The sequence below is a fragment of the Nocardia sp. NPDC056952 genome, from assembly GCF_042674185.1.
GTDB lineage: Bacteria > Actinomycetota > Actinomycetes > Mycobacteriales > Mycobacteriaceae > Nocardia.
Genome location: NZ_JBHURA010000008.1, coordinates 25,870 through 51,161, shown reverse-complemented (window position 1 = coordinate 51,161; position 25,292 = coordinate 25,870). Strand labels below are relative to the sequence as shown.

Below are 25,292 nucleotides of genomic sequence, written 5' to 3'. Positions count from 1 at the left end.
GGACTCCTCGAAGCTACTCCGCTCCGGCCGCACGTCGGCACCCGATCGGGCCTTGACCGGCTACTGAGTAGTAACACGGCGGGGCCCGCGCACCGAGAACGGTGGCGCGGGCCCGGTTCACCAGGTCAGACCGCGATCGGTACCGCGGCCGCGTGTTCGTCGCCTTCGATCAGGTTCTCCGGCTTGTCGCGGATCATCACCGCGATCACCACGGCGGCGGCGAGGAAGAAGCCGGCGCCGATATAGAACGCGACGTCGTAGCTGTAGATCGAGGCGCGTTCGATCAGGTGGTCGACGGTCGGGTTGTCGGTGACGTAGTTCTCGGCGGCCTGCACCGACAGCGTGGTCAGCAGGGCGGTGCCGACGGCGCCGCCGACCTGCTGGGCGGCATTGAGCAGGGCGCTGGCGACGCCGGAGTCCTCAGCGTCGACCTGATGCAGCGCGACGGCCTGCATCCCGACGAACAGCGGGCCCATCCCGAGCGCCATCAGCAGCTGCGCGGGCAGCACGCTCAGTGCGTACCCGTCGCCGTAACTCAGTTGCGCCAGCCACAGCAGTCCGACGACACCGAGCAGCGCGCCGACCACCATGAGCGGACGCGGCCCGAACTTGGGCATCAACGAACTGGTGATGCCCGCCGCGATCCCGATGCCCACGGGGAACGGCAGGAACGCGATGCCGGCCTTCAGCGGCGAATAGCCCAGGGTGTTCTGGTAGTAGAAGCTCAGGAACAAGAACATCGCGAACATCGCGATCGGGATCAGCAGCGCGGCCAGCAGGGCGCCGCCCCGATTGATCTCACCCGGAATGCGCAGTGGCAACAGCGGATTCGCCGAGCGCGCCTCGATGAAGACGAACGCGATGAGCAACGCGAAGCCCGCCCCGAGCAGGCCGAGCGTGCTGCCCGCCAGCCAACCGTGTTCGGCGGCGCGACTGAATCCGTAGACGATCGACACCAAGCCGAATGTCACGGTGACGGCGCCGGGCAGGTCGTAGCCGCCGGTTCTCGGCACCGGGATATCGCGCGCGATCACCGCCACCGCACCGGCTACCGCGATGAGCGCGATCGGCGTGTTCATCAGCAGCGTCCATCGCCACGACGCGAACTCGGTGAGCGCGCCGCCGACGATCAGCCCGAACGCGATGCCACCGGCGGTGATGCCGGCGAAGACCGCGAACGCGCGGGCCCGCTCCTGCACATCGGTGAAGATCACCGACAGCAGCGACAAAGCCGCGGGGGCGAGCAGCGCGGCGAACGCACCCTGTAGACCTCGGCCGATGAACAACTGCGGGCCGGTCTGCGCGAGCCCGGCCAGCGCCGAGGCGGCAGCGAAGCCGACCAGGCCGACCAGGAAGATCCGGCGGCGGCCCAGGTAGTCGGCCATCCGTCCGCCGAGCAGCAGTAGGCCGCCGAAGATGAGCGTGTACGCGGTGAGCGCCCACTGCTTGTCGCCGTCGCTGATCCCCAGGTCGCGCTGGGCATAGGGCAGGGCGATCGTGATCACGGTGGCGTCGAGCACCACCATCAACTGGGCGGCGGAGAGCACGACCAACGCCCACCACCGCATCGAATTCTGTTGTTGATCAACATGTTTCGTCATTATCTCGGTGCCGGTCACCAGGACTCCTCGTCGCTCGATTGGCGTGGGTCAATCCTGGCACTGCAAGACAATTGGCGTCAAGAGAAAAATGTCTGAATGCGCCAATTGGCCTACTTGGACAGATAGAGCCGCCGACACGGTAGGCTGAGGGAATGCTGGACTCGACCACTCCGATCAGCGCCGACCGGACGACCGAACCGGCTGCCGGCGCGCCGCTGGGCCTGCGCGAGCGCAAGAAGCTCCAGACCAAGGCCGCGATCGTGGCGGTCGGACTCGACCTGTGCGACAGCCAAGGGTTCGACGCGACGACGGTCGAGCAGATCGCCGCGGGTGCCGATGTGTCCCCGCGCACCGTCAACCGGTACTTCGCGCTCAAGGAAGACATCGTGCTGGCCCCGATCGACGACTTCGGGGTCTCCGTCGCCGTCGCGCTGCGCTCCCAGCCGAACACCGGCAACGAACTCCAGGCACTGTGTGGCGCCTACCTGACGGTGGTCCAGGCCGAGGCGGACGCGGACGGCATCCGGTTCATCCGCCAATTCCTGCAGATGCAGCGCATCATGCGCACCAGCCAGTCGGTCAACGCCCGCGCGCTGGAATACGCGGAGAAGAAGAACGTCGCGGTGTGCACCGAGCTCGCGCAACGGATGGGCACGTCACCGGACGACTTCACGGTGAAGCTGGTGGCCGGGATCTGGCAGATGCTGTGCCACCTCTCCGTCGCCGACACCGAACAAGCCTTGCTGAGCGGGTCACCGGCGGTAGCTGTCCGGGTCACTCGGGACGCCGTGCTGCGCGCCTACCACGGCTTACGGCAGGTCTGCGGCGCACCGGTGGACGACACGCCAGGCTTCGGCACACCGTCCAACGAGTGATCTTCGGCGGGAAATGCGGGGGAAGTTTCCGCCCGCGGGAGATCTCCGGTTAACATGACGGCAAGGTCATGAGTACCAGCGCCAAGCCCCGGCTCGCTGGTCGGCAACCCTCCAGCTGCGGTGGGGTGCTCCGGGTGATGACCGGGCTCTCGAAAGTCGAGAGCAAGCGCGCACTGCAGGAGGCCCCCATGTGTTGTTGCCAGTCGATCCGACCCAGTTGACGAGATCCCCCGGCTGACACCCATTTGGAGCACGACATGACTGACTCTTCTCTGCCCGAGAACTGGTCCTTCGAGACCAAGCAGGTCCACGCGGGCCAGGCCCCCGACGCGAGCACCAACGCGCGGGCCCTGCCGATCTACCAGACCACCTCCTACACCTTCCGCGACACCGATCACGCCGCCGCGCTGTTCGGTCTCGCCGAGCCGGGCAACATCTACACCCGGATCATGAACCCCACCCAGGACGCGGTGGAGCAGCGCGTGGCCGCGCTCGAAGGTGGCGTCGCGGCGCTGCTGCTGGCCTCGGGCCAGGCCGCGGAGACCTACGCGATCCTGAACCTGGCGAGCGCGGGCGACCACATCGTGTCCAGCCCGCACCTCTACGGCGGCACCTACAACCTCTTCCACTACTCGCTGCCCAAGCTGGGCATCACGGTCTCGTTCGTCGAGGATCCCGATGACCTCGCGCAGTGGGAAGCCGCGATCCAGCCGAACACCAAGGCGTTCTACGGCGAGACCATCGCCAACCCGAGCAGCGCGGTGTTCGACATTCCCGGTATCGCCGGTGTCGCGCACGCGAACGGCCTTCCACTGATCGTGGACAACACCGTCGCGACCCCCTACCTGATCCAGCCGCTGGCCCACGGCGCCGACATCGTCGTGCATTCGGCGACGAAGTACCTGGGTGGTCACGGTGCGGCCGTGGCGGGCGTGATCGTCGACGGCGGCACCTTCGACTGGACCGTGCGCGACGCCGACGGCAACGCGCGCTTCCCCGGCTTCACCGAGCCCGACCCCAGCTACCACGGTGCGGTGTTCGCCGATCTGGGCGCGCCCGCGTTCGCGCTGAAGGCTCGCGTGCAGTTGCTGCGCGATCTGGGTGCCGCGGTCTCGCCGTTCAACGCGTTCCTCATCGCCCAGGGCATCGAGACGCTGAGCCTGCGGGTCGAACGGCATGTCAGCAATGCCGAGGCGGTCGCGAAGTTCGTCGCCGAGCAGCCGGGCGTCGACGCGGTGTTCTACGCGGGCCTCGAGTCCTCGCCCTGGCACGCGCGAGCCAAGGAGCTGGCGCCCAAGGGCGCGGGCGCGATCGTGGCCTTCGAGCTGGCCGGCGGTGTCGATGCGGGCAAGAAGTTCGTGGACGCGCTCAGCCTGCACAGCCATGTAGCTAACATCGGTGATGTGCGTTCACTCGTGATTCACCCGGCGTCGACCACGCACTCGCAGTTGACGCCCGACGAGCAGCTGGCGGCCGGCGTCACTCCCGGCCTGGTCAGGCTCGCGGTGGGCATCGAGGGAATCGACGACATTCTGGCCGATCTGCGGGCCGGGTTCGCGGCGGCGACGACGTGACTGTGAGCACCGAATCGCCGATCGCCCGACCCGGAACCGGGGTGGCCCTGCTGCCACCGCCGGACGGGCGCGTCGGCGTGGTCGCCATCGGGGATGTGGCGCTGGAGAACGGCGCCGTCGTCCCCGATGTGCGGCTGGCGGTGCAACGCTGGGGCGAGCTCTCGCCCACGCTGGACAATGTGGTGCTCGTCGAACACGCGCTCACCGGCGACTCCCATGTCGTCGGTGGGCCCGACGGGGCGCCCGGCTGGTGGGAGGGCATGGTCGGGCCCGGCGCGCCGATCGACACCGACGAGTGGTGCGTGATCGCGACCAACGTGCTGGGCGGCTGCAAGGGCAGCACCGGCCCGTCCTCGCTCGCCTCCGACGGAAAGCCTTGGGGCGCACGGTTTCCCGAGCTGACCATCCGTGACCAGGTAAAGGCCGAAGCGCAGTTGTTCGAGGTGCTCGGGATCGAGCGGCTCGGCGCTGTCGTCGGCGGCTCGATGGGTGGCATGCGGGTACTCGAGTGGATCATCGGCCTGCCCGAGCGGGTCAGCGCCGCGCTCGTGCTGGCCGTGGGCGCCCGCGCCACCGCCGATCAGATCGGCACCCAGACCACCCAGATGGCCGTCATCGCGGCCGATCCCGACTGGCAGGGCGGCGACTATCACGGCACCGGCCGCGCGCCGATGACCGGCATGGGACTGGCCCGGCGCATCGCGCACCTGACCTACCGCACCGAGGGCGAACTCGACCACCGCTTCACCAACAAGCCCCAGGGCGACGAAGAACCGTGGACCGGTGGGCGCTACGCGGTACAGAGCTACCTCGAGCACCAGGCCGACAAGCTGGTCCAGCGGTTCGATCCGGCCACCTACGTGCTGCTCAGCGAGGCCATGAACCGCCACGATGTGGGTCGCGGGCGCGGCGGTATCGCTGCCGCGCTGGCCTCGACATCGGTGCCGTGCGTGGTCGGCGGAGTCGACTCGGATCGCCTGTACCCCTTGCACACCCAGGCCGAGCTGGCCGAAGGGCTGCCGGGCTGCGCGGGTCTGGAGATCGTGCATTCGCGCGACGGGCACGACGGGTTCCTCACCGAGGCGGCCGCCGTGTCGAAGCTGCTCACCGAGACGATGCGCTTGGCGCGGGAGAACCGCTGAGCCGTCAGGGCCCGGTCAGCAGGGTGACGATCGAGCGAACGTAGGCCTGAAGCCGTTCGCGCGGATACTCTTCCGGCTCGCTGACGGCCAGCCTGCCGAGCATTTCGGCGACGGTCAGGGTCGAGTTCGCGAGCAGTTCGGCATCCATGCCCGACCAGCGCGGTGACAGCGAAATGCCCATGCGGACAAGAGATTCCGCGCGCGCCAGGATATCGGCCCGCGACGTGCGAAGAGCCGCGCGGTATTCACCGGGGGCGCTCGCGGGTGTGGCGAGGATCAGCCGCCAGCGCGTCGGATTCGCCAGTGCCACACCGACGAACGCTTCCACCGTCGACGAGGCGACGGCGACCGGATCGGCGCCGAACAGGTCGTCGGGCAGCGTGTCGGCGATCTGTTCCAGTCCGCGTTCACTCTCGCGCTCCAGCAGCGCTTCGACCAGTTCGGCGCGGGTCTTGAACACGGTGTAGAGCACCGGTTTTCCGACCCCGGCCTCCTGCGCGACCGCCTCCATGCTCAACTCGTGCAGTTCCACCCGGCCCAGCACGGCGAACGCGGCATCGAGCAGTTGCGCACGGCGTTCCTGCGGCGGCAGTCGCGGGGCATAGCGGCGCCGCGGTCGTCGGTCCTGCGTCGCGGTCACACGCCCACCTGCCTTTCTCTCCCTGGACGATACCCCGCGGCCGACTTGTCAGCGCAATTCCTACGCAGCCGTTGTATTCATCACACGCCATTGCTACGGTGGTGTTGTATTCACTTGCAAAGGAGCACGTGCAATGGCCTTCGACCCCACTTCCCTGCGCCGCGACGACTACGGCTTCTTCGGACCCGACTCCCCCAGCTGGAAGGTATGGGCGTCGCCGACCGCCCTGATCGGATTCCAGCGCGCGGTCGCCCTGGAACACTTCGATCCGTTCCTCACCGCCGCCGTCGCCGATTCGCAGGGGATCTACAGCAACCCACGCACGCGGCTCGACCACACCCTGCTGTACTTCGTGCTCGTCGCGGTCGGCGACGGCCGCACCGCCATCCAGGCCGCCGAGCACCTGATGAAGGTGCACGCGCCGATGACGGGCATCGAACCGATCAGCGGCAAACGCTACAGCGCCAACAGCCCGGAAACCCAGCTGTGGATCCACATCACCGGCTGGCACTCGGTGCTCAAGGCCTATGAGATGTACGGACCCGGCCCGCTGAGCCCCGAGGAGGAGCGGCGCTTCTGGGCCGAATGCGCGATCGCCGCCGAATTGCAGACCTGCAAGCCCGCGGACGTCCCGCGCTCGCGCGAGGAGGTGCGTGCCTACTACGAGCGAGTCCGGCCGCAACTGTGCGTCACCGAGCGCGCCATCGAAGGCATGCACTATCTGATGTGGACGCCGCCGAGCAAAGGCTGGGGCTACGCGATCGGGAGCAGGCTGCTCTCGCTGGCCAGCATCCCGACGCTGCCGATGTGGATGCGCAGGCTCGGCCGGTACCGGGTGCCCCGCGTGGTCGACCTCGCGGTGCGGATTCCCGCGAAGGTGATCGCCTGGGTCGCCGCCCGGCGCGACAACTGGGTGATCGTCAAGGCCGCCCCGTTCATCGCCCCGATGACCGGGCAGGTCTTCGCCGCGCACGCCGCCGCGCCGGTGCCGGTCGACCCGGTGACGATCACGCCGGACCGGGCGCGCGCCCTGTACGGCAGCCAGGGGCATCGCAGCCTCTGGGAACCGAAAGTCCCCGAAACCGCCTGAACGACACCACATCCGGGGGTGTCGGGGCCGGCCACGTCAACGATGCCGTGGTCGGCCTTCGTCGTCAGCTGACGCCGAGGGTGTTGATCGTGGCGGCCAGGAAGACGATGGCGCTGCCGAGCGCGGTGAGCGCGGCCACGTCGAACGGGCGGCTGCGCACGGCGAGCAACCCCACCTGCACGGTCGGCAGGCACAGCCGGAACGCGGCGGCCACCAGGGCGGCGCTGCCGAAGATCAGCGCGCCGCGGCGCCACCGATCCCACGCGACGAAGCCGACCGCGATCACGATCAGCGCGGTCACCACGGTCATCGGCAGATGACTGCGCAGGTACTGCTCCCCCGCGCTCAACCGCGCGACCCGGTGCTTGCCGGTCGTCTCCGCCTCGTTCACGAGCCCGATTGTTCCAGATACCGCCTGCGCGCGGACGGGGTGGCGCATGACAGAGTGGTCCGCTGTGCTGCACCTGATCTTTCACGAGCCTGTGATTCCGCCCAATACCGGCAACGCGATCCGGTTGGCCGCGGGGACCGGCTGCGCGCTACACCTGATCGAACCGCTCGGATTCGACCTCTCGGAGTCCAAGCTGCGCCGGGCCGGACTGGACTACCACGACCTCGCGGTGGTGACCGTGCATCCCGACCTGGCGACGGCGTTCGCGGCGATCCGGCCCGGCCGCGTGTTCGCCTTCACCACCCAGGCCACCACTCGTTTCACCGATATCGCCTATCGAGACGACGACGCGCTGCTGTTCGGCACCGAGCCCACCGGTCTGCCCGCGGAGGTACTGGCCGATCCGCAGATCACTGAGCAGGTGCGCATTCCGATGCTGCCGGGTCGACGGTCGATGAACCTGTCGAACGCGGCGGCGGTGTCGGTGTACGAGGCCTGGCGGCAGCTGGGATTTCCGGGCGCGGTCTGACTCAGTCGATGTCGAACCGCTTGAACCGTGAGGTGGCGCCGGCGGTCAGCCGGACGGCGGACTTGGCTACGCCGAAATGATCGGCGAGTAGTTCGATGGCGGCCTTGTTGGCCTTGCCCTCGACGGCCGGGGCGCGGACATAGAGGGTGAGGGTGCCGTCTTCGGCGGTTTCGACGAGTGGGCCTTTACGGCTGTTCGGTTTGATCGTCGCCCGCACTGTGGGCACCGGGGGTCTCCTTCCCGGATGCTGCCGATGCCGATGCGCCGGATGCGTTGACCTCGGATGCGGTGGCCGGCGGTGCGGTGGCCGGCGGTGCGGTGGGCACCGCAGCGGTGGGCACGTGCGCTCCGGTGCGACGGCGCCTGCGCAGCAATCGCAGTGCGGCATACAGCAATCCGCCGATCACCGCGAGGAAGCCCAGCCACGGCACGGCCTTGCCGACGAAGACGATCGCGTCCTGCAACCAGTCGATCAGCGAGTGCCAGCCCGAGACGATGCCGTCCCAGAAGTTGTCCGGATCGCCGGGGGCGTTCTTGTCGTCGGCGGTGAGGGTGATGGTGAGCGTCGACAGCGCGACCTGATCGTCGAGGCTGCGTTTCTGCGCGGTGAGGCTGTCGAGCTCGCCCTGCCTGCTCGACAGCGCCTCCTCCGCGGCGATCAGGTCGGCGGTGTTGGTGGCGCTCGTGATCAGCGCTTTGAGCCGGTCGACGGAGGCTTGCAGGGCGCGGATGCGGGCGTCGAGGTCCTGCCACTGCATGGTGACATCGTCGCGGTTGGTGCTGACCCGGGTCACCGTGCCGACCCCACCGAGCCCGGTGATGAAGGCATCGGTCTTGTCGGCGGGCACCCGCACACTGAGCACGGCCCGAGCGGCCCGCTCGTCGGTACCGGGCTGTTCGGTGCGGCTGTCGATCCGGCCGTCGACGGCGCGGACCTGCTCGGTGACGGTCGCGGCGGCGGCGATCGGATCCCCCGAGGTGACATCCACCGACCCGGTGATCACCTCTTTCCGGTTCGACTGATCCGTCGGCGCCGGACTGTCCTGCTGCGGGGCGCCCTCGCGGAACCCGGGCGCCACTGCGGGAGCGGGCCCGCCCATGACGGTGGGCGAGGACGCCTTACCGGCATGGTCCTCGCTCTCGTCATCGCCGCACCCGACCAGGAACACGAGTCCGAGCAACGCGATCATCACCACGGCAAGCTTGCGCATGTTCGCAGCGTAGTGCGTGGGAGAGCCGGAGCGGGCGCGCTCGCGCGACCTGGTCATGACGGCTGATCGTCGGCCGTTGCCGTGTGCCGTTGAGATTCAAGCGCTTCGACCGCGCGGCGGCGACTGTCGGGCGACGGGTGGGTATGAATCAAGCGAGCCAGCTGGCGCTGCTCGACAGGGGTAGCGTCCCAGTCCGCCTGCAGTCGTCGTAGTACACCACGAAGATCCTGGCCGTAGCCGAGTTCCACCGCTACTCGGTCGGCACCGTACTCCTGCCACTGGGACAGCCTGGCTCGCGCGAGGGGCTGCGCGACGAGGACCACCACCACGACCAGGGCGGTCGGCAGCCCGAGAAACCGGGTCGACACGGCGAGAATCGCCCAACCCGAGCCGAGGACGGCTGCGGTCGGCACGATGACGACCACCAGCACGCCGAGGAGGATGACCGGCCGAGGCCCCCGAAACAGTCGGTGGGCGATCCACCGAGGCCCGATTTGCAGCGACCACGCGACCTTGGACACCACGCCCACAGCGAGTTCGAGGAGCAGGTCGGCAGGCCCTCGATACCACTTGATCAGCCACCGTAACCACATTCGTCCCAGCAACTGATGGCCCAACTCGTGCGCGAGTACCGCCTGCAGTTCTCCTCGCGTGAACACGTCGACGGCATGCCGGGTCACGACGACGTGCCGGCCGAGAGTCGCGTATCCGTACACCTCTCCGTTCACCGTTGCGACGTCGTTAACCCATGGCGTATAGCGAGATCCGTCGATCCGGGCAACGGCGGCGACCGCCGCCCACGCGGCGGCCACTTCCGCGTGCTCGGGCGACGCGGACCGGCTGGCCTGCGCTGCCGCACCGGAGATCAGGACACCGACGAGCAGAACGCACGCGCCCGATACCGGCCACACCAGCGCGGCGACGACCACGAGCCAGTCCCCGACCAGCGCCGACAATCTCCAGATGAGCCATCCGCTGAGCACGACCGACGGCAGCGAGACAACCAGATCCCCGATCAGCACGAAGAACTTGGTCCGTCGTGCGACCAGCACCGGTCCCGCGGGTTCCGATTCCTGCCGAGCGTGCGCGTTCATGCTGTACCCCCAATTCCCAAGATACCCAACGGATACCGGGTGACCGCGAGATCAGCGGAAGTCGCGGGATCGGGCGACGATCCGCAGGTCGAGATGTTCGAGGTGGTCGGCGACGACGCTGGCGGCGCCCTCGGCGTTTTGGATGCGGCCGCGGATGAGCAGGGCGGTGGCGTTCTGGGCGAGACGGCGGTAGCGGGTCCACAGGCCGACCGAGCAGACGACGTTGACCATGCCGGTCTCGTCTTCGAGGTTGAGGAAGGTGACGCCCGCGGCGGTGGCGGGGCGCTGACGGTGGGTGACGGCGCCCGCCACCAGGATGCGGGCGCCGTCCTCGACCAGCAGGAGATCGCACGCGGGAACCACACCGAGTGAATTCAGGTGGGCCCGAAGGAATTCGGTGGGATAGGAGTCGGGCGAGATGCCGGTGGCCCAGACATCGGCGGCGGCGAGTTCGAGCGCGCTCATGCCGGGCAGGGACGGAGCGACGGTGGCGGGACCCGTGCCGGGTAGGCGATCGGGACGTTCCACGGCCGCCGCACCCGCTGCCCACAACGCCGCCCTGCGCACGCTGCTACCGCGCGATTCCCGTTGCGCAACCAGCTGATCCGGCACAGCATCTGGACCCCGCACAGCCGTGACCCCACCGCGACCGGCGCCCGAGCTGAGCCTGTTCGGCGGTGCGACGCGGCCGTTCGCGGAGTCGCCATGGCGCGGTTCGGTGTCGACCAGGACGTCCAGCGCCCCTGCGGTGGCGAGCGATTCCGATTGGGCGACAGTGAGTTCCACGCGACCGGTGAGGTCGAGCATCGAGGCGAAGGGGCCGTGTTCGGCACGGGCGGCGACGATGCGCTCGGCGAGGTCGGTGCCGATGTGCCGCACACCAGACAGGCCGAGCCGGATCTCGGTGCCCGCGTTCTCGAGGGTGGGCTCGGCGCGGCTGGCGTTGATGTCGGGGCCGTGCACGCGCACCCCGTGCCGGCGGGCGTCGGCGACCAGCGACTGCGGCGAGTAGAAACCCATCGGCTGCGCACGCAACAGCCCGGCACAGAACGCCGCCGGATGGTGCAGCTTGAACCACGACGAATAGAACACGATCGAGGCGAAACTCTGCGAATGGCTCTCGGGGAAACCGAAATTGGCGAAGGCGTAGAGCTTCTCGTAGATGCGGTCGGCGAGATCGCCGGTGATGCCGTGCAGGTCCCGCATGCCCTGGTAGAGGCGGTCCTTCAACTGTTCCATCTTCTCCGGCGAGCGTTTGGAACCCATGGCACGGCGCAGCTGGTCGGCTTCGGCGGCACTGAAACCGGCGACGTCGATGGCCATCTGCATCAACTGTTCCTGGAACAACGGAATGCCGAGGGTGCGGGCGAGTGAGTTCTCCAGCGCGGGGTGATCGCAGACCGGCGCCTCCTTGCCGTTGCGCCTGCGGATGTAGGGGTGCACCGAACCACCCTGGATGGGCCCCGGCCGGATCAGCGCCACCTCCACCACCAGGTCGTAGAAGGTGCGCGGCTTCAGCCTGGGCAATGTGGCCATCTGCGCGCGCGACTCCACCTGGAACACCCCGATCGAGTCGGCACGCGAGAGCATCTCGTAGACACCGGCTTCGGTGAGATCGAGCGCGTGCAATTCGACCTGCTCGCCTTTGTGCTCGCGCACCAGGTCGATCATGTAGTGCAGCGCCGAGAGCATGCCGAGGCCGAGCAGGTCGAACTTCACCAAACCGACCGCGGCGCAGTCGTCTTTGTCCCACTGCAACACGCTGCGCCCGGCCATCCGCGCCCACTCCACCGGACACACGTCGGCGATCGGCCGATCACAGATCACCATGCCGCCGGAGTGGATCCCCAGATGTCTGGGCAGACCGTCGAGTTCGCCCGCGAGCTCGAGCACCGCGTCCGGGATATCGGTGCCGGTCTCCGCGGCCACCCCGGACCAGCGGCTCACCTGTTTGCTCCACGCATCCTGCTGCCCCGGTGAAAAGCCCAGTGCGCGTGCGGCATCACGCACCGAGGACTTGCCGCGGTAGGTGATCACATTCGCCACCTGGGCGGCGTAGTCGCGACCGTACTTGGCGTAGACGTGCTGGATGGCCTCCTCGCGGCGGTCGGATTCGATGTCGACATCGATATCGGGTGGTCCGTCACGTTCGGGCGAGAGGAACCGCTCGAACAGCAGCTGGTTGGCGACGGGGTCGACGTTGGTGATGCCGATGGCGTAGCAGACCGCGGAGTTGGCGGCCGAGCCTCGGCCCTGACACAGGATGTCGCTCTTCTTGCAGAACTCGACGATGTCGTGCACCACCAGGAAATAGCCGGGGAACTCCATCTTCTCGATCACCGCGAGCTCGTGCTCGAGCTGCCGGTACGCCCGCGGGTTCCGCTCCGGCGGCCCGTAGCGCTCGGCGGCGCCACGCAGGGCGAGCTCGCGCAGCCACGAGTTCTCGTCATGGTCGGCGGGCACGTCGAACGGGGGGAGCTTCGGGGCGATCAACCCCAGGTCGAACGCGCATTCGCGAGCCAGCACCGCCGCGTTCGCCACCGCGTGCGGGTAGTCGGCGAACAGGTGCGCCATCTCCGCACCCGAACGCAGGTGCGCGCCGCCGGTGGGCGCGAGCCAGCCCACCATCTCGTCGAGACTGCTCCTGGCGCGGATCGCGGCCAGCGCCATCGCCCGGCGACGCTGCGCCGGAGACGCGAAATGCGCACCGGTGGTGGCGAGTACGGGCACATCGAGCCGGTCGGCCAGCGCGATCAGCAGCGCGTTGCGCTCGTCATCGGTGGCGATGCCGTGATGGGTGAGCTCCACGCTCACCCGATCGGCGCCGAATCGTTCGAGCAGATCCCGCAGGGCCGCTTCGGCTTTCGGTAGCCGGATATCGCCACCGCGCAGATCGTGTTCGAGCGCGGTGCGCAGGTGGCCTTTCCGGCAGCCGGTGAGGATATGCCAGTGCCCGCCCGCCGCCGCCGCGAGCGTGTCGAGGTCATAGCGCAGCACGCCCTTCTCCCCCGCGGCCATGTGCGCCGTCGCCATCTCCCGGGAGAGCCGCCGGTAACCCTCCTGCCCCCTGGCGAGAACCAGCAGATGCGGACCGAGCGGATCGGGAGATCCGGTGCGCGGCACCGAGTCCGGCGCGTTCACGTGCCCGTGTTCGACCGCATCCGCGACAGGAGTTCGCAACCCGCCCCGAGGGACAGAACGGCGCCGGACCGCATCCCCTCGGCCCGGCGCCGCCTCCGCATCGGTTCCCAGTGACAGTTCGGCACCGAAAACCGTTGGCATTCCCCATTCCCTGGCCGCCTCGGCGAACCGGACGGTCCCGTAGAACCCGTTGTGGTCGGTGAGCGCGAGCGCTTCCAGACCGAGCCGCACCGCCTCCTCCACCAGCTCCTCCGGCTGACTCGCCCCGTCGAGGAAGCTGTAGGCGGAGTGGGTGTGCAGCTCCGCGTAGGGCACCGTCGGGCCGGTCGGCCGGTCGAGCCCGGCGGCGTGGTACTCGCCGCGTTTGCGTGACCAGGCCGGACTGTCGCCGCCGTCGCCCGGGTGCATGTCTTGCGCGGGCCTGCCGCTCGGCTTGCCCGAGAGCACCCGCTCCAGTTCCGACCAGGTCGGCGGACCGTTGCTCCAGCCCATGCACCCGCTCCTCTCACGACCCCCGCATCACCACACCCTTTCCCCTTGGCGGACTACTCAATTCGCGGGCAAGCGCTCCATCGACCGCGATTCCAGCGCCGCCTCCACATGGCTCAGCCCGGTGCGGATCACCGCGCCGTAGGCATCGTTGGCGAGCACGTCCAGGTGCCCGCGCGCGATGGCCAATTGCATCCGCGCCATCTCGAAGTCACCGACGCGGCGATGACTGTCGGCCAGGTTCAGATACAGCGAGGGCAGAAACCCGCGCAGCCCCTCATCGAGCGGGATGCCCGGCCCGAACACCGCGGCCAGCGCCCGCTGGTCCCACAGCAACGCACCCTCCGGCAACTCCTGCACATCCGCCAGGTGATGTGCCACCACGCAGCGATGCAACGGGTCGCCGCCTTCCCCTATCTCACTCCACAGCCTGGTCAGCGCCGCGCGCGCCGCATCAGGGTCGCCACCGCCGAGCCGCACCGCGGCATAGATGTCCGCCATCCGATCGTCCGCCATGTGCATCAGTATCGCACATACGTTCGAATATTGGCGAGAGGCATTCGAACATATTTTCGAGTTTCCCGGCGATCCTGGCCCTCTAACTTACTTTGGAGTAAGTTCGAGGCAACGAGCTGCAAAGGAGCAGTGATGTCTCAGGTTTCTCCAGGTGAACGCGGCCGCAAGCGGCGCGATCTCACCGGCAGGCATGTCGTGATCACCGGTGCGTCGTCCGGGATCGGACGGGCCGCCGCACTCTCGGTCGCCGACAAGGGCGGTGTCGTGTTCCTGCTCGCGCGCCGCGCCGACGAACTGGCCGCGGTGGTCGCCGAGATCGTCGACGCGGGCGGGCAGGCCTACGGCTACCCGTGCGATGTCACCGACTCCGAGTCCGTGGACTCGGCCGTCAAGGCGATCCTCGACCAGCACGGCCACGTCGACATGCTGGTCAACAACGCGGGCCGGTCCATCCGCCGCGCCATCCACCGATCCACCGATCGCCTGCACGACTTCGAACGCACCATGGCGGTCAACTACTTCGGCGCGCTGCGGATGACCCTCGCGCTGCTGCCACAGATGCGCGAACGCGGCTTCGGCCACATCGTCAACATCTCCAGCGCCGGCGTGCAGGTGGCCACCCCTCGCTTCGCCGCCTACCTCGCCAGCAAGGCGGCCCTGGACAAGTTCACCGAGGTCGCCTCGGTCGAAACCCTCGCCGACGGAGTCACTTTCACCACCATCCACATGCCGCTGGTGCGCACCCCGATGATCGCCCCCAGCGGCGACCAGGGGCCGTCCGAATCCCCCGAGTGGGCTGCGGGCACGATCGTGCGCGCCCTCACCGAACGTCCCAAACGCATCGATGTCCCCCTCGGCACCCTCGCCGAATACGGCGGCATCATCACCCCCAAACTCCGCGACCGCATCCTGCACCGCTACTACCGCGCGCTGCCGGATTCCCCTGCGGCCAAGGGCGAATCGGCCGAAGACACCCCTGCCCCCGCACCGGTCCCCCGGGCAGATCCGAAAACCCCTTCCGCCGCCCGAAAAGCCACCGGCACCGCCCTGCGCCGCGCGGCCCGCTGGGTACCCGGCACACACTGGTGACCCCCGGGTAGCACAGCTCCCGGGTCCGCTCGCGATTCACTGCAGGTCGAGGGTGAAGTGGTGGGCGGTGATGGCCAGGTGACGGCGCATGTAGAGACGATGGGCGGCGGCTCGGGTAGGGCCGACGCCGGAGTCCAGGTGGACCCCCGTGCACCGCAGACGCCGAGCTTCGGCGGTGAGCCAGTCGAGCAGACTGTCGGCATGGCCTCGACCGCGCGCCGCGGGAAGGGTGGAGACATCGTCGATGTAGAGGTGGTGGCCCCAGGCGGTGGAGCGGGATTCGCGGAACCCTGCCACCGATAGCGCCGCAGGGGAACCCGTTTCGAAGACCCCGATGAGACGGTAGCCCGCGGGGCGGAGTTCGTTGTCGATGAACTCGGTCAGGCGCGATGCCGTCTCCCACCCTGGGCGAAGCTCCAGTAGCGCCGGGCCCGCCAGCTCGGTTTCGTCCTCGCCGATTTCCCGGATGTCGATCATGGAGTCGACGTTAAGCCCGTCGGATGACGCACGGGAGGGCCACCGCGCCGTAGTTCCAGTAGTCCACTGTGGCGCTTGCCCGGAAGCCGAGCCGTCCGCAGTCGATGAGTCAGTGATCCGTGGGGCGTTCGGACTGCGCGCGGGACAGCGCGGGAAGTTGTTCTATCGCAGCGGGTTCCAAGTAGGTAGCCGGCTTGGGGGCGGCGCCGCAGCTGGCTTGGCGCGGAGCGGCGGGGACGGTGCGGGCGGTGACGCGCCAGCGGCGGCCGTCGCGGTGGGTGACGATGGCGGCGCCCGCCACGGTCGGGTCGTGCGTGGGGGCCGGGTCGGGCTGGACGGTGAGAGCGGTGGCATCGGCCGGGACCTGCTCGCGCACAGCCACTTCGGCGAGCTGGGAGATCGGGGGGTAGCAGCTGCGGCCACGGAGACCGGTCAGGGAGACCTCGTCGGCGTCGGCCGCCGCGAGCATCGCCTTGGCGGCAGTGGCGTCGACGCGGCCGTAGGTGAGGCCGGAGGGAAGCAGGACAACCGCGGGGGCGAAACGGTGACCACCGGTGTGCGAGGCCTCCCAGACCCGGCCCGGGTAGTCCGCGGCGAGGGCGGCGGCGATCGGGCGGCCCAGCAGGGCACAGCACTGGTCGCGTTTGCCGTGCGCGCAGACCAGCACCACCGGATCGTCCACGCGCACACCGATTCCCGGCGCCGGACCATCGACGAGATGCAGGTCGATGTCGAAGAGCTGGCGCAAGTCGGTGATCTCGAACCGCTCACACCAGGAGCCCTCCGGCCGCGAACTGACCAGCAGCACAGTGCGGGTACCGGTGAACTCGTTGCGGCCCGGGCGGCGGATCAGCGTCGGCCGGACCTGCGCCGCCGACGTCCGCGCCGCGAGTTCGGCGGTGATCTCCGGACCGAGCACTTCATCACCGATCACATCACCGCCCCACGCACCGGGATGCTCGATACACAGCCATCCGGTGAAATGTCCCGCGGTACCGAGCAGCGGAAGATCGGCAGCGGCCGCCGTACACAACATGCCCTCGAACGGGTTCACAGCGCTCCTCCCACGACCGAGCCTTCCGGGGCTGTCCCGGACAAGCGTCGTTTCACTCTAGAACCGGGTCGGTGGGCTACTCGTAGACGCCCTCGGCATGCCATTGCATCGCGTCGTAGACGAGCAGGACAGCGCGGATCTCGGTGGGGTCGGCATCGAGCTGGACTTGGACGCGCACGGCCAGGGAGGTGGGCTCGGCCGTGGACCACCAGCGTTCGGTGATCGGCCAGGGGCCCGCCCAGCCCAGCAGCGCCCACTGCTTGCTGCCCCAGCGCAGACGGGTGGGGACGGCGGTGAACAGGCCACGATCGGTGACCAGGACGGGGGCGCCGTCGGCGGCGCTCAGGTGCACGACCGGACGGTGCAGCAGGAGCAGGGTGGGAGCGGGTTCGGGGAGGCGGCCCGGCCAGGGCTGGGTGGGGTCGGCGGCGGGGGTCAGCTCGTCACCGAGGGCGATCATGGTGATGCGTTCGGCGGGCCCGCGCCCGCCGCTGAGCACGCCGATGCGGACGGCTTCGCCACCGAGCAGCCCCTGCACGCGCACCAGGGCGCGGCGGGCGCGCTCGGTTTCCTCGCCCTCACCACCCCACAGACCGAGTTGCAGAGCACCGGCGGCGACCACCTCGACCGGTTCCAGTGTGAGCGCGACGATCGGGCCGGTGGGGCGGGCGCGGTGGGTGAGCCAGCCGTCGAGTTGCCAGCGGACGCGGTCGGCGGTGTCGGCCGGGGTGAGTGGGCGAGCACAGCGCCAGATCCTGGTGAGCTCCTCGCCCGTCTCGGTGCGCGCGGTCACGGCGAGCCGGGTGCACGCCACTCCCGCCGCCGACAGCACCGTGTGCAGCCGGGTGGACAGCTGCCTACCCGCGAAAGCGGCCGCGTCGACCCGGTCGATGGGCGGGTCGCAGGCCAGCTCGACGGTCAGCTCCGGAGCGGGGCGGCGCGCCGACGGTGGACGTTCCGGCAGGGCGCGGGCAGTGCGATGGGCGAGCACGGCGTCGGCGCCGAACCGGGAGGCCACTTCGGCGGGAGACAGGCGCGCGAAGTCGCCGATGCGGCGCAAACCCAAGCGGCGCAGCAGGTCGACCAGCTCCGCGCGCTGCGGTGCGGCCAGGCTCGGCTCCACCGCCAGCTCCGAGACCGGCAGCCCGGCGAGGAACTTCGCGCCCTCCCCCGGCGCCACGATCGCCCCGCGCCTCGCCGCGATCACCGCTGTCGACATGGCATCGGCGATCCCGATCTGCGCCTCGGCTCCCGCCACGGCGACCGCGTCGATCAACCGCACCACCGCGGCCTCCTCGGAGCCGAAATACCGTGCGGCACCGCGTGCCCCGAGCACGATGAGCCCGGGCCGCAACACCTCGACGCCCGGCACCGTCTCGTCGACAGCGCCGACCACCGGCTCGAACAATCGCGCGTCCCGATCCGGATCATCCTGCACGACAACAAGCTCCGGGCAACATCCCTGCGCATCCCGCCGCCGCATCCCCCGGCGCACACCCTCGGCCCGTGCGATCGCCGAACACGCCACCACCGAACTCCCCCGCAACACCGCGATCGGCCGCTCCGCCGACACCCCCTCCACCGCGGCCGCCGCCACCGCGGGCCAGTCCAGGCACCACACCGCCAGCACCCGATCAACACGCGTCACGACGACAGGTCGGCGGTCATGAGACAGCCTCGTGTAGTGCGGTGACTTCCGTTGCGCCGCTGACGGTTTCGCGTGGCAGCCATTCGGTGCGGCCGACCTGGGCGCACAGGTCCATGCGGCCGTGGCGGGTCTGGCCCGCCTTCGCACTCACGCGCACGTCGAGGCAGACCGAGCGCAGACGGCCGCGACCGGGGCCGAGGCCGCGGTACCCGGTGACGCGGGAGTCCAGGCGCAGAGTCGGGTTGGCCCATTCGCCCGCGACCACCAGGGTGGCGCCGCGATTGCGGGCGCGGGCGGCGAGGACGCGGCAGCGCGACGGGGGAACAGCGTGGCCGCCGAGACCGAGGACTACCAGGTCGAGGCCGTCGAGCAGGACCGCGGCCACTTCGGCGGGGTCGGGGCCGGGGTCGGTGATCACCGCCAACCGGGACAGCTCGGCACCCATCTCGGCAGCGGCCAGCAAACCCAGCCGGGGCAGGCCGACGACCGCGGCGTGGCCGCCGCTCCCGGTAACCGCGGCGAGCATCCCCGTCAGCAGGGAGTGTGCGCCGGTGTAGGCGACGACCGCGCCTTTCGGCAGCCCACCATCGGGCAACAGATCGGCGAGCGGGGGCGGAACAGGCAGCAGATCTCGGCGTAGTGGCTGCTCACGTGGCATATGTCCGGTCGCGGACTCACCACGTCCCGGCACTGCGGCCATCCGCCTGCGCAGCTCGTCGATCATGCCCGCACCGGGCGACAACGCTTCCGAACCCATCAACACCACCTACTTCCACGATGGACCCGCGAGCGGAAAACCGCCCTGCGCCGAAACGGCAGCACCGTTCCAGCTATCGATCGTATTCGAATATACGTTCGATAGCGACCAGCCTGACACCCACCCCCACCCCGTGTCCACCGCGCAGCACCCCGGAGATCCCGGCCAGTCAGCGCCATATTCGGCTACCCTCGCACCCGTGACCGAACGTGCTCGCCCCCATATCGGCCCCGACTACCTGGTCGCGGGTCGCTACCGCCTGCAGTCCAAGCTGGGCGGGGGTGGCATGGGTGCGGTCTGGCTCGCGACCGATCGGTTGCTGAACCGGGAAGTCGCGATCAAGCAGGTGCTGTCCACCGCCGGACTGAGCGCGGCCGAGGCCGAGCGAATCCGCAGCGCCATCGTGCACGAGGGCCGGGTGGCCGCCAAGCTGTCGCACATCCACGCCGTCGCCGTGCACGACGTGGTGATCGAGGCGGGCGAGCCGTGGCTCGTCATGGAGTACTTACCCTCGCGCAGCGTGGCCAAGGCGCTCGCGCTGGTCGACACGCTGCCCGCGGTCGAGGTCGCCCAGATCGGCGCGCAGGTCGCCGACGCGCTGGCCGCCGCGCACGCCGCGGGCATCGTGCACCGCGATATCAAGCCGGGCAACATCCTCGTCGCCGACCGCGGCAACAGTGTGGGCCTGGCCAAACTCAGCGACTTCGGCATCTCGCGCGGCGCCGGCGACACCCAGGGTGACGAACCCGACGGTGTGATCACCGGCACCCCCGCCTACCTGCCGCCCGAGGTCGCGCGCGGCGCCCGGCCCACCGAGGCCAGCGACGTGTTCTCCCTCGGCGCCACCCTCTACACCGCACTCGAAGGCCAGCCGCCGTTCGGTTTCGACTCCGACGAGCACGACGTCGTCGCCGCGGCCGCGATGGGCCGGATCATCCCGCCCACCCGCAGCGGCATCCTCACCCAGCCGCTGCTGCACATGCTCGAGCCCGCGCCGCAGCGCCGCCCCACCATGGCCGAGGCCCGCGACGAAATCCTCACCGCCGCCTTCGGGCCCGGCACCGGCGCCTACATCCTCGGTGTGCCGCTGCGCACCGAGGACGGCACCATTCCGGCCTGGTCCACCCGTAACTCCGCCAGCGGCCTGCGTAGCCCCAATTCCTCCCCCCTCCCGCGCCCGCACCGCGCGCCGGTGGGCGCCACCGCCGCCGCACCCCAGCAGCGCACCGGCAGCTTCGTCGACAACCTCCCCAACGGCGCCCCCCTCGCCATCGGCGCGGGCGTGCTGATCGGCTTGATCATCCTGATCGCGATCATCATCGCCGTGATGTAGAGCCGCGGCCCTACCGCGCTTCACTCGATGCGGCGCCGATGAGCCCATCGAGTCAGCGCGTTCCGGTTCGACTGTTGCGTCTTACGAAGCACATTCGACGCGTGCGTCTCCACGGTCTTCACCGAGATGAACAGGGATTCGGCGATCTCCCGATAGGTGTAACCACGCGCCAGCAAGCGCAGCACCTCCAGCTCGCGCGGGGTGAGTGAATCCAATTCGGGATCGAGCGGCGGCTCGGGGACCGGCGAGCGCCCGGTGAACGAATCGAGCACGAACCCGGCCAGCCGCGGACTGAACACCGCGTCCCCACCCGCGACCCGGCGGATACCGTCGGCCAGCTCGGCACCGGAAATCGTCTTGGTGACGTACCCGCGCGCCCCCGCCCGGATCACCGCGATCACATCCTCGGCCGCGTCGGACACACTCAGCGCCAAACACACCGGCCCCGTGACGATCCCGCTCAGCACCGCCACTCCACCACCGTCGGGCATGTGCACGTCGAGCAGCACCACGTCCGGCTTCGTGGCATCGATCCCGGCGATCGCCTCGGCCACCGCCCCGGCCTCACCGACGACCTCCATATCGGTCTCCCGGCTCAGCTCGGCCCGCACCCCCGACCGGAAAACCGCGTGATCGTCGACCAGGAACACCCGCACACTCACTACAAGACTCCTCATTCGAACCGCTCGATCGACCTGCTGTCATCGGTACCACACCGCGGCGTCCGGGCGCCGAGATCGGCCCGGGTCGGTGCGATCGCGCTCAGTGATCGGCCGGATGATCCCGTGCCGGCGCGTGGTCATCCTGGTCGGCGACGGCCGGCACGTCGTCGCCGGCGACCTCGTCCGGCTCGGAGGTCCCGGAGTCGGTGCGCGGCATGACGATCCGTACCTCGGTGCCACGCCCGAGGGTCGAGTCGATCACGGCCGTACCGCCGCGGCGCTCGATCCTGGCACAGATCGACTTGGCCACCCCGCGCCGATCGGCAGGCACCGCCGACACGTCGAAACCGGCGCCACGGTCGCGCACGAAGATGCTCACCTGGTGGGGTTCGGTCTCGGCGAACAGGTCGATCTCGGGGACCTCGGCGTGCTTGGCGGCGTTGACCAGCGCCTCACGGGTGGCGCCGAGCAGGGCGGTGAAATGTTCCTTGGGCAGGCCCGCGCCGGTGTCGCCGGGGTCCATCGCCACATCGCCGACGGTGACCGGGGTGACCTTCACACCGTGCTGGTCCTCCACTTCGCCCGCGATGGTGCGCAGCGCGGTGGCCAGGCTCGACTGGGCGGGCGCGGTGTCGTCGAAGAGCCACTTGCGTAGTTCGCGCTCCTGACTGCGGGCCAGGCGAAGCACCTCCTGCGGATCCTCGGCCTGGCGCTGGATCAGCGCGAGCGTCTGCAATACCGAATCGTGCAGGTGCGAGGCGATCTCCTCGCGTTCCTCGTTGCGGATACGGGCGCCGCGCTCGGCGTTGAGCGCGCGAACCATGCGCAGCCACAGCGGCACCGTCAGCAGACCCGCGCCGACCAGGGTGACCGCCACCGCGATCAGCGCCGACCCGAGCGAACTGAGATCGATCCTGGCCAGCACCACCACACCGAGCCCGACCACGATCAGCGTCGCCCCGGCCACGATGCGCGACCAGGTGACCACCGAGGGACGCGCGGGCAGCCCGAACAGGGCCCGCGGCCCCGGCGCGGCGACATCGTATTCGCGCCATACCAGCGCGGCACCGACCGCCACCACCACGATCGGCGCGATCACCTTCGCCGCGGTCCCCTGGAACAGCCACCCCACCGTCACCGCGAGTCCGAGCCCGAGCAGGGCGAGCCCGATCGCCTGCCTGCGCTCGTCGCCGGTCGGTTTCGCCGCGTCCGCGCCACCCGGAGTGAAGATCCACAGCAGCCCGTACGCCACCAGTCCCGCACCGACCAGCGCGGACAGCAACACGAATGCCAGCCGCACCTTGATCACGTCGACACCGAGATGGTCGGCCAGACCACCCGCTACGCCACCCACCACCCGCCCACCACTGCGGCGGACCAGGCGCGGGGTCTCGGGCACCGGCGCACCCACCGGCTCGGGGCCGGGTACGGGCAGCATGGGCCGATAGCCGCGCGGCACGCCATAACCCTGCGGATACTGGCCGTAACCCGGCGCGGCCCGATACTGCGGCGGCTGCGCGTAGTGCTGCGGCGCCCCATAGACCGCCGGCTCACCCCCGAACGCGCGCTCCACGAAACCACGCGGCCGTTGCCGACCGAACCGCGGATTCGCCGCGGCCCCCGGCCCGTCGGAAGGCCATGGGTGGGTGGCGTTGTTCCCGGCGGCGGCGCCGGGCCCGGACGGGGTCGCAGACCCCTGGGCGGCAGTGCGGGCGGGAACAGACGGATCCATGCTCTCGATACTGGCACGCATCGGGCGGGGTGGGCATCGGGAACATCCCTGAGATCAAATTATCAGGGTTACCCCCGATGTGCGGAAGGGGTGGCTCGGCACACCATGGATGGCATGAGCAGAACGAGCTTCGCCGACCAGGTTCACCAGATGTGGCAGACGCGGCCCGTCCGGCTGCCTCGGCAAGGGCCGATCGCCGGCGTGGCGGCGGGGTTCGGGATGCGGTACGGGGTGGATCCGGTGCTCGTGCGGGTGGCCTTCGTGGTGTCGACGATCTTCGGCGGGGCCGGGATCGTGCTGTACCTGCTGGCCTGGCTGGTGCTGGGGTCGGCGGGTAACGAGATGTCGGCGGCGCAGGCCCTGTCGGCCCACGATCGAGGTTCGCATTCGCAGACCAAGACGATCGTGTTGATCGTCGCGCTGGCTATCGCCGTGTCGACCATGGGGCCGATCGGGCTGGGTATGGGCGGGTCCGGGGTGGTCAGCATGGGGCTGATGCTCGCGGGCTGGTGGATGCTGTATCTGCGTCATCCCGAGCTGCCCGCGGGGTTCGACGCCTACCGCGCTCCGCTGGGCACGACGGGCTACCCGGGCGCGGGCTATCCGACCGGGGTCCCGGTGCGCGGCTACCCGTACAACCCGGAGGTACCGCCGACGGGGATGTACACGCCCTACACGAAACTCCCCGACGCCTACGTTCCCGATCCGGCACTCGCCCGCGAGGAAACCCGCATGGCCACAGCCGAATCCACGCCGCTCCTGCGAGTCGACGCGACCGACACGGTCGTTCTGCGCAAGGACATCGACGAATCGGGCAGCGCTGCTGAGGATTCCGTCGAGACCACTCGGATCGCGGTGACACCGGCCCCCGTCGAACGCGGACAAGAGGATCCGGACAACCGCGAAGTCGCCTCGGACGCCGTGTCGGATACGAGCGAGCAGGCGGGGGATTCGGCTCCACCCGTCGATCTCGACAAGCGGGCGGACAGCTCGAAATCCGAGGTCGTCGAGCCGGCCGACGCCGACGAGAGCATGCGGCCCGCCGCGCAACCACAGGCGAACGACGCCGGTGCTACCGCCGTGCTGCGCAAGGACCTCCCCGGAACCATCTCTTCCGCACCGGAGCCCCCGCGGATCAACGCGCAGGTGCCCAACGGCTGGGATCCGCTCGCCGTCGCCCCCCTCGCCTGGGAACTTCCGGAAGCGGCACCCCGCTACGCACCTGTCGCGCCACCGGCACCGAAACGTCCACGCTCCCGGCTGACCCCGGTCACCATCGGCCTGGCGATCCTGGCCGCGGCGCTGGCGGGTGCGGCAGCGGCATCGGGCGTCGAATGGATGACCCCCGCACGGATCGCGGCCTTCGCCTTGGCCGTAGTCGGACTCGGCCTCGTCGTCGGCGCGTTCCTGCGGCGCGGGTACGGGCTGCTGATACTCACCGCCCCGCTGGCCGGGTTCGTGGTGCTGGCCTCTCTGATCGGGCCGATCGACTTCAGCGAAACCGCCGTCGGCGACCGTGTCTGGGCGCCGACCTCGGTCACCGAGTTGCAGCCCCGCTACGCCCTCGACATCGGTTCGGGCACGCTGGATCTGCGCGGTCTGAACCTCACCGAGTCACGCAGCGTCGAAGTCGCGGTGAACATCGGTGACGCGAAAGTGCAACTGCCAGAAGGGATGACGGTGAACATGACGTGTGACATCCGAGTAGCCGACTCCAACTCGACCTGCAAAGACGGACTGAGCGGACCGAACTCCCCCGGCGCCCCGGTCCTCGACCTGCACGTCAAGATGCACCTGGGTGACGCGGTGGTGACCCGTGGCTGATCCGACCGGCACCGAGCCCGCCCGCCGACCCGCCTTCACCCTGCTGACCATCGGCCTGATCGCACTGGCCGTGAGCGTCTGGGCACTGCTGGGCGCACCCACCCCCGACGACGGCGGGATCCTGCCCATCGGCTGGGGCGTGGTGATCGCGGCCATCGTCATCGGCCTGCTGCTCACGCTGGCCCCCAGCCGTAAACACCACTGACCGAGGACAACCCAGGACACAGCAATGGCCCGTCATCACGACGGGCCATTGCTGTTGACGGGACCAGTTGAAAGACAAGGGCAATGGACGAATCCGAGAAGAGACCGGAAACCCCACTGGCGAAGGTCCTGCCACCGGTCACCCACCGGCCGCACACCGGCGGCTTCCTCCTGGGCAGGCTCCTGCTCACCCAGGCGGCGCCGCCGCGGCCGGCCTAG

The 25,292-nt window shown here is 69.5% G+C and carries 24 protein-coding genes and 1 riboswitch; of the genes, 10 read left to right on the top strand and 14 right to left on the bottom strand.

The features are described 5' to 3' along the window. Positions 1–125 precede the first annotated feature (125 nt). A complete protein-coding gene (locus ACFTS5_RS25275; RefSeq protein ID WP_378635424.1) occupies positions 126–1,619 on the bottom strand; it encodes an MFS transporter in 1,494 nt (497 codons plus the stop codon). 134 nt (positions 1,620–1,753) lie between these two features. Here ACFTS5_RS25275 and ACFTS5_RS25270 point away from each other — a divergent pair, with 134 nt between their 5' ends. From ACFTS5_RS25270 to ACFTS5_RS25260, 3 genes are all read left to right on the top strand, one after another. After that, a complete protein-coding gene (locus tag ACFTS5_RS25270) occupies positions 1,754–2,476 on the top strand; it encodes a TetR family transcriptional regulator (protein WP_378635422.1) in 723 nt (240 codons plus the stop codon). A gap of 64 nt (positions 2,477–2,540) precedes the next feature. Next, positions 2,541–2,651, top strand: a riboswitch (SAM riboswitch). An 82-nt stretch (positions 2,652–2,733) separates the two neighbouring features. Further along, positions 2,734–4,050, top strand: a complete 1,317-nt coding sequence (locus ACFTS5_RS25265) for a bifunctional o-acetylhomoserine/o-acetylserine sulfhydrylase (RefSeq protein WP_378635419.1) — start codon at positions 2,734–2,736, stop codon at positions 4,048–4,050. Further along, a complete protein-coding gene (locus ACFTS5_RS25260) occupies positions 4,047–5,192 on the top strand; it encodes a homoserine O-acetyltransferase (protein ID WP_378635416.1) in 1,146 nt (381 codons plus the stop codon). The genes ACFTS5_RS25265 and ACFTS5_RS25260 overlap by 4 nt, the downstream gene beginning before the upstream one ends. Before the next feature lie 4 nt (positions 5,193–5,196). On the opposite strand, the gene ACFTS5_RS25255 is transcribed toward ACFTS5_RS25260, so the two are convergent. Continuing rightward, positions 5,197–5,832: a TetR/AcrR family transcriptional regulator gene (locus tag ACFTS5_RS25255; RefSeq protein ID WP_378635414.1), complete on the bottom strand. Its 636-nt coding sequence runs from the start codon at positions 5,830–5,832 to the stop codon at positions 5,197–5,199. 133 nt (positions 5,833–5,965) lie between these two features. Here ACFTS5_RS25255 and ACFTS5_RS25250 point away from each other — a divergent pair, with 133 nt between their 5' ends. Continuing rightward, positions 5,966–6,922: an oxygenase MpaB family protein gene (locus ACFTS5_RS25250; RefSeq protein WP_378635383.1), complete on the top strand. Its 957-nt coding sequence runs from the start codon at positions 5,966–5,968 to the stop codon at positions 6,920–6,922. Positions 6,923–6,986: 64 nt separating this feature from the next. On the opposite strand, the gene ACFTS5_RS25245 is transcribed toward ACFTS5_RS25250, so the two are convergent. Continuing rightward, the gene (locus tag ACFTS5_RS25245) at positions 6,987–7,313 is read right to left on the bottom strand and encodes a DUF3017 domain-containing protein (RefSeq protein ID WP_235569656.1); all 327 of its coding nucleotides are present in this window, start codon (positions 7,311–7,313) and stop codon (positions 6,987–6,989) included. Between the two features lie 46 nt (positions 7,314–7,359). Here ACFTS5_RS25245 and ACFTS5_RS25240 point away from each other — a divergent pair, with 46 nt between their 5' ends. Beyond that, positions 7,360–7,842 carry a tRNA (cytidine(34)-2'-O)-methyltransferase gene (locus ACFTS5_RS25240; protein WP_378635380.1) on the top strand — a complete coding sequence of 161 codons (483 nt, stop codon included), beginning with the start codon at positions 7,360–7,362 and terminating at the stop codon, positions 7,840–7,842. A gap of 1 nt (position 7,843) precedes the next feature. Here ACFTS5_RS25240 and ACFTS5_RS25235 read toward each other — a convergent pair whose 3' ends face one another. Genes ACFTS5_RS25235 through ACFTS5_RS25215 form a run of 5 tightly spaced genes read right to left on the bottom strand, consistent with a single transcriptional unit; the run spans position 7,844 to position 14,293 of the window. Further along, positions 7,844–8,068: a DUF167 domain-containing protein gene (locus ACFTS5_RS25235; RefSeq protein WP_378635378.1), complete on the bottom strand. Its 225-nt coding sequence runs from the start codon at positions 8,066–8,068 to the stop codon at positions 7,844–7,846. Then, the gene (locus ACFTS5_RS25230; protein WP_378635376.1) at positions 8,028–9,053 is read right to left on the bottom strand and encodes a DUF4349 domain-containing protein; all 1,026 of its coding nucleotides are present in this window, start codon (positions 9,051–9,053) and stop codon (positions 8,028–8,030) included. The genes ACFTS5_RS25235 and ACFTS5_RS25230 overlap by 41 nt, the downstream gene beginning before the upstream one ends. 53 nt (positions 9,054–9,106) lie before the next feature. After that, positions 9,107–10,147, bottom strand: coding sequence for a M48 family metalloprotease (locus ACFTS5_RS25225; RefSeq protein ID WP_378635374.1), 1,041 nt, complete (start codon positions 10,145–10,147; stop codon positions 9,107–9,109). 51 nt (positions 10,148–10,198) lie between these two features. Continuing rightward, positions 10,199–13,780, bottom strand: coding sequence for an error-prone DNA polymerase (locus ACFTS5_RS25220; RefSeq protein WP_378635371.1), 3,582 nt, complete (start codon positions 13,778–13,780; stop codon positions 10,199–10,201). Between the two features lie 57 nt (positions 13,781–13,837). Further along, on the bottom strand, positions 13,838–14,293 hold the full coding sequence (locus ACFTS5_RS25215) for a hypothetical protein (protein WP_378635369.1): 456 nt from the start codon (positions 14,291–14,293) through the stop codon (positions 13,838–13,840). A 132-nt stretch (positions 14,294–14,425) separates the two neighbouring features. Here ACFTS5_RS25215 and ACFTS5_RS25210 point away from each other — a divergent pair, with 132 nt between their 5' ends. Next, the gene (locus tag ACFTS5_RS25210) at positions 14,426–15,382 is read left to right on the top strand and encodes an SDR family NAD(P)-dependent oxidoreductase (protein WP_378635366.1); all 957 of its coding nucleotides are present in this window, start codon (positions 14,426–14,428) and stop codon (positions 15,380–15,382) included. 36 nt (positions 15,383–15,418) lie between these two features. On the opposite strand, the gene ACFTS5_RS25205 is transcribed toward ACFTS5_RS25210, so the two are convergent. The 4 genes from ACFTS5_RS25205 to ACFTS5_RS25190 all read right to left on the bottom strand — a co-directional run bounded on the left by ACFTS5_RS25205 (position 15,419) and on the right by ACFTS5_RS25190 (position 19,318). Further along, complete coding sequence (locus ACFTS5_RS25205; RefSeq protein WP_378635363.1) at positions 15,419–15,859, bottom strand: GNAT family N-acetyltransferase; 441 nt, start codon at positions 15,857–15,859, stop codon at positions 15,419–15,421. Between the two features lie 109 nt (positions 15,860–15,968). After that, complete coding sequence (locus ACFTS5_RS25200) at positions 15,969–16,895, bottom strand: sucrase ferredoxin (RefSeq protein WP_378635794.1); 927 nt, start codon at positions 16,893–16,895, stop codon at positions 15,969–15,971. A gap of 94 nt (positions 16,896–16,989) precedes the next feature. After that, a complete protein-coding gene (locus tag ACFTS5_RS25195) occupies positions 16,990–18,561 on the bottom strand; it encodes a DNA polymerase Y family protein (protein WP_378635361.1) in 1,572 nt (523 codons plus the stop codon). Positions 18,562–18,577: 16 nt separating this feature from the next. Continuing rightward, positions 18,578–19,318 carry a hypothetical protein gene (locus tag ACFTS5_RS25190; RefSeq protein ID WP_378635358.1) on the bottom strand — a complete coding sequence of 247 codons (741 nt, stop codon included), beginning with the start codon at positions 19,316–19,318 and terminating at the stop codon, positions 18,578–18,580. 199 nt (positions 19,319–19,517) lie between these two features. Here ACFTS5_RS25190 and ACFTS5_RS25185 point away from each other — a divergent pair, with 199 nt between their 5' ends. Further along, entirely contained in the window at positions 19,518–20,651 is a 1,134-nt protein-coding gene (locus tag ACFTS5_RS25185; protein WP_378635356.1) for a serine/threonine-protein kinase, read from the top strand. A gap of 20 nt (positions 20,652–20,671) precedes the next feature. Here the strand turns inward: ACFTS5_RS25185 and ACFTS5_RS25180 are convergent, their stop codons facing one another. After that, positions 20,672–21,328, bottom strand: a complete 657-nt coding sequence (locus tag ACFTS5_RS25180; RefSeq protein ID WP_378635353.1) for a response regulator — start codon at positions 21,326–21,328, stop codon at positions 20,672–20,674. An 85-nt stretch (positions 21,329–21,413) separates the two neighbouring features. Then, positions 21,414–22,751 carry a PspC domain-containing protein gene (locus ACFTS5_RS25175; protein WP_378635792.1) on the bottom strand — a complete coding sequence of 446 codons (1,338 nt, stop codon included), beginning with the start codon at positions 22,749–22,751 and terminating at the stop codon, positions 21,414–21,416. Between the two features lie 408 nt (positions 22,752–23,159). On the opposite strand from ACFTS5_RS25175, the gene ACFTS5_RS25170 reads away from it, so the two are divergent. From ACFTS5_RS25170 to ACFTS5_RS25160, 3 genes are all read left to right on the top strand, one after another. Beyond that, entirely contained in the window at positions 23,160–24,869 is a 1,710-nt protein-coding gene (locus ACFTS5_RS25170) for a PspC domain-containing protein (protein WP_378635351.1), read from the top strand. Beyond that, a complete protein-coding gene (locus ACFTS5_RS25165; RefSeq protein ID WP_378635349.1) occupies positions 24,862–25,074 on the top strand; it encodes a hypothetical protein in 213 nt (70 codons plus the stop codon). The genes ACFTS5_RS25170 and ACFTS5_RS25165 overlap by 8 nt, the downstream gene beginning before the upstream one ends. Before the next feature lie 83 nt (positions 25,075–25,157). Continuing rightward, positions 25,158–25,292, top strand: coding sequence for a hypothetical protein (locus ACFTS5_RS25160; RefSeq protein ID WP_378635347.1), 135 nt, complete (start codon positions 25,158–25,160; stop codon positions 25,290–25,292).

Excerpts from the sequence above, each read along its gene's own strand:
- ACFTS5_RS25270 (WP_378635422.1), top strand. The coding sequence starts at position 1,754 with ATGCTGGACTCGACCACTCCGATCAGCGCCGACCGGACGACCGAACCG.
- ACFTS5_RS25265 (WP_378635419.1), top strand. The coding sequence starts at position 2,734 with ATGACTGACTCTTCTCTGCCCGAGAACTGGTCCTTCGAGACCAAGCAG.
- ACFTS5_RS25250 (WP_378635383.1), top strand. The coding sequence starts at position 5,966 with ATGGCCTTCGACCCCACTTCCCTGCGCCGCGACGACTACGGCTTCTTC.
- ACFTS5_RS25240 (WP_378635380.1), top strand. The coding sequence starts at position 7,360 with ATGACAGAGTGGTCCGCTGTGCTGCACCTGATCTTTCACGAGCCTGTG.
- ACFTS5_RS25230 (WP_378635376.1), bottom strand. The coding sequence starts at position 9,053 with ATGCGCAAGCTTGCCGTGGTGATGATCGCGTTGCTCGGACTCGTGTTC.
- ACFTS5_RS25225 (WP_378635374.1), bottom strand. The coding sequence starts at position 10,147 with ATGAACGCGCACGCTCGGCAGGAATCGGAACCCGCGGGACCGGTGCTG.
- ACFTS5_RS25220 (WP_378635371.1), bottom strand. The coding sequence starts at position 13,780 with ATGGGCTGGAGCAACGGTCCGCCGACCTGGTCGGAACTGGAGCGGGTG.
- ACFTS5_RS25215 (WP_378635369.1), bottom strand. The coding sequence starts at position 14,293 with ATGGCGGACGATCGGATGGCGGACATCTATGCCGCGGTGCGGCTCGGC.
- ACFTS5_RS25210 (WP_378635366.1), top strand. The coding sequence starts at position 14,426 with ATGTCTCAGGTTTCTCCAGGTGAACGCGGCCGCAAGCGGCGCGATCTC.
- ACFTS5_RS25205 (WP_378635363.1), bottom strand. The coding sequence starts at position 15,859 with ATGATCGACATCCGGGAAATCGGCGAGGACGAAACCGAGCTGGCGGGC.
- ACFTS5_RS25200 (WP_378635794.1), bottom strand. The coding sequence starts at position 16,895 with ATGTTGTGTACGGCGGCCGCTGCCGATCTTCCGCTGCTCGGTACCGCG.
- ACFTS5_RS25190 (WP_378635358.1), bottom strand. The coding sequence starts at position 19,318 with ATGGGTTCGGAAGCGTTGTCGCCCGGTGCGGGCATGATCGACGAGCTG.
- ACFTS5_RS25180 (WP_378635353.1), bottom strand. The coding sequence starts at position 21,328 with ATGAGGAGTCTTGTAGTGAGTGTGCGGGTGTTCCTGGTCGACGATCAC.
- ACFTS5_RS25175 (WP_378635792.1), bottom strand. The coding sequence starts at position 22,751 with ATGCTGCCCGTACCCGGCCCCGAGCCGGTGGGTGCGCCGGTGCCCGAG.
- ACFTS5_RS25170 (WP_378635351.1), top strand. The coding sequence starts at position 23,160 with ATGAGCAGAACGAGCTTCGCCGACCAGGTTCACCAGATGTGGCAGACG.
- ACFTS5_RS25160 (WP_378635347.1), top strand. The coding sequence starts at position 25,158 with ATGGACGAATCCGAGAAGAGACCGGAAACCCCACTGGCGAAGGTCCTG.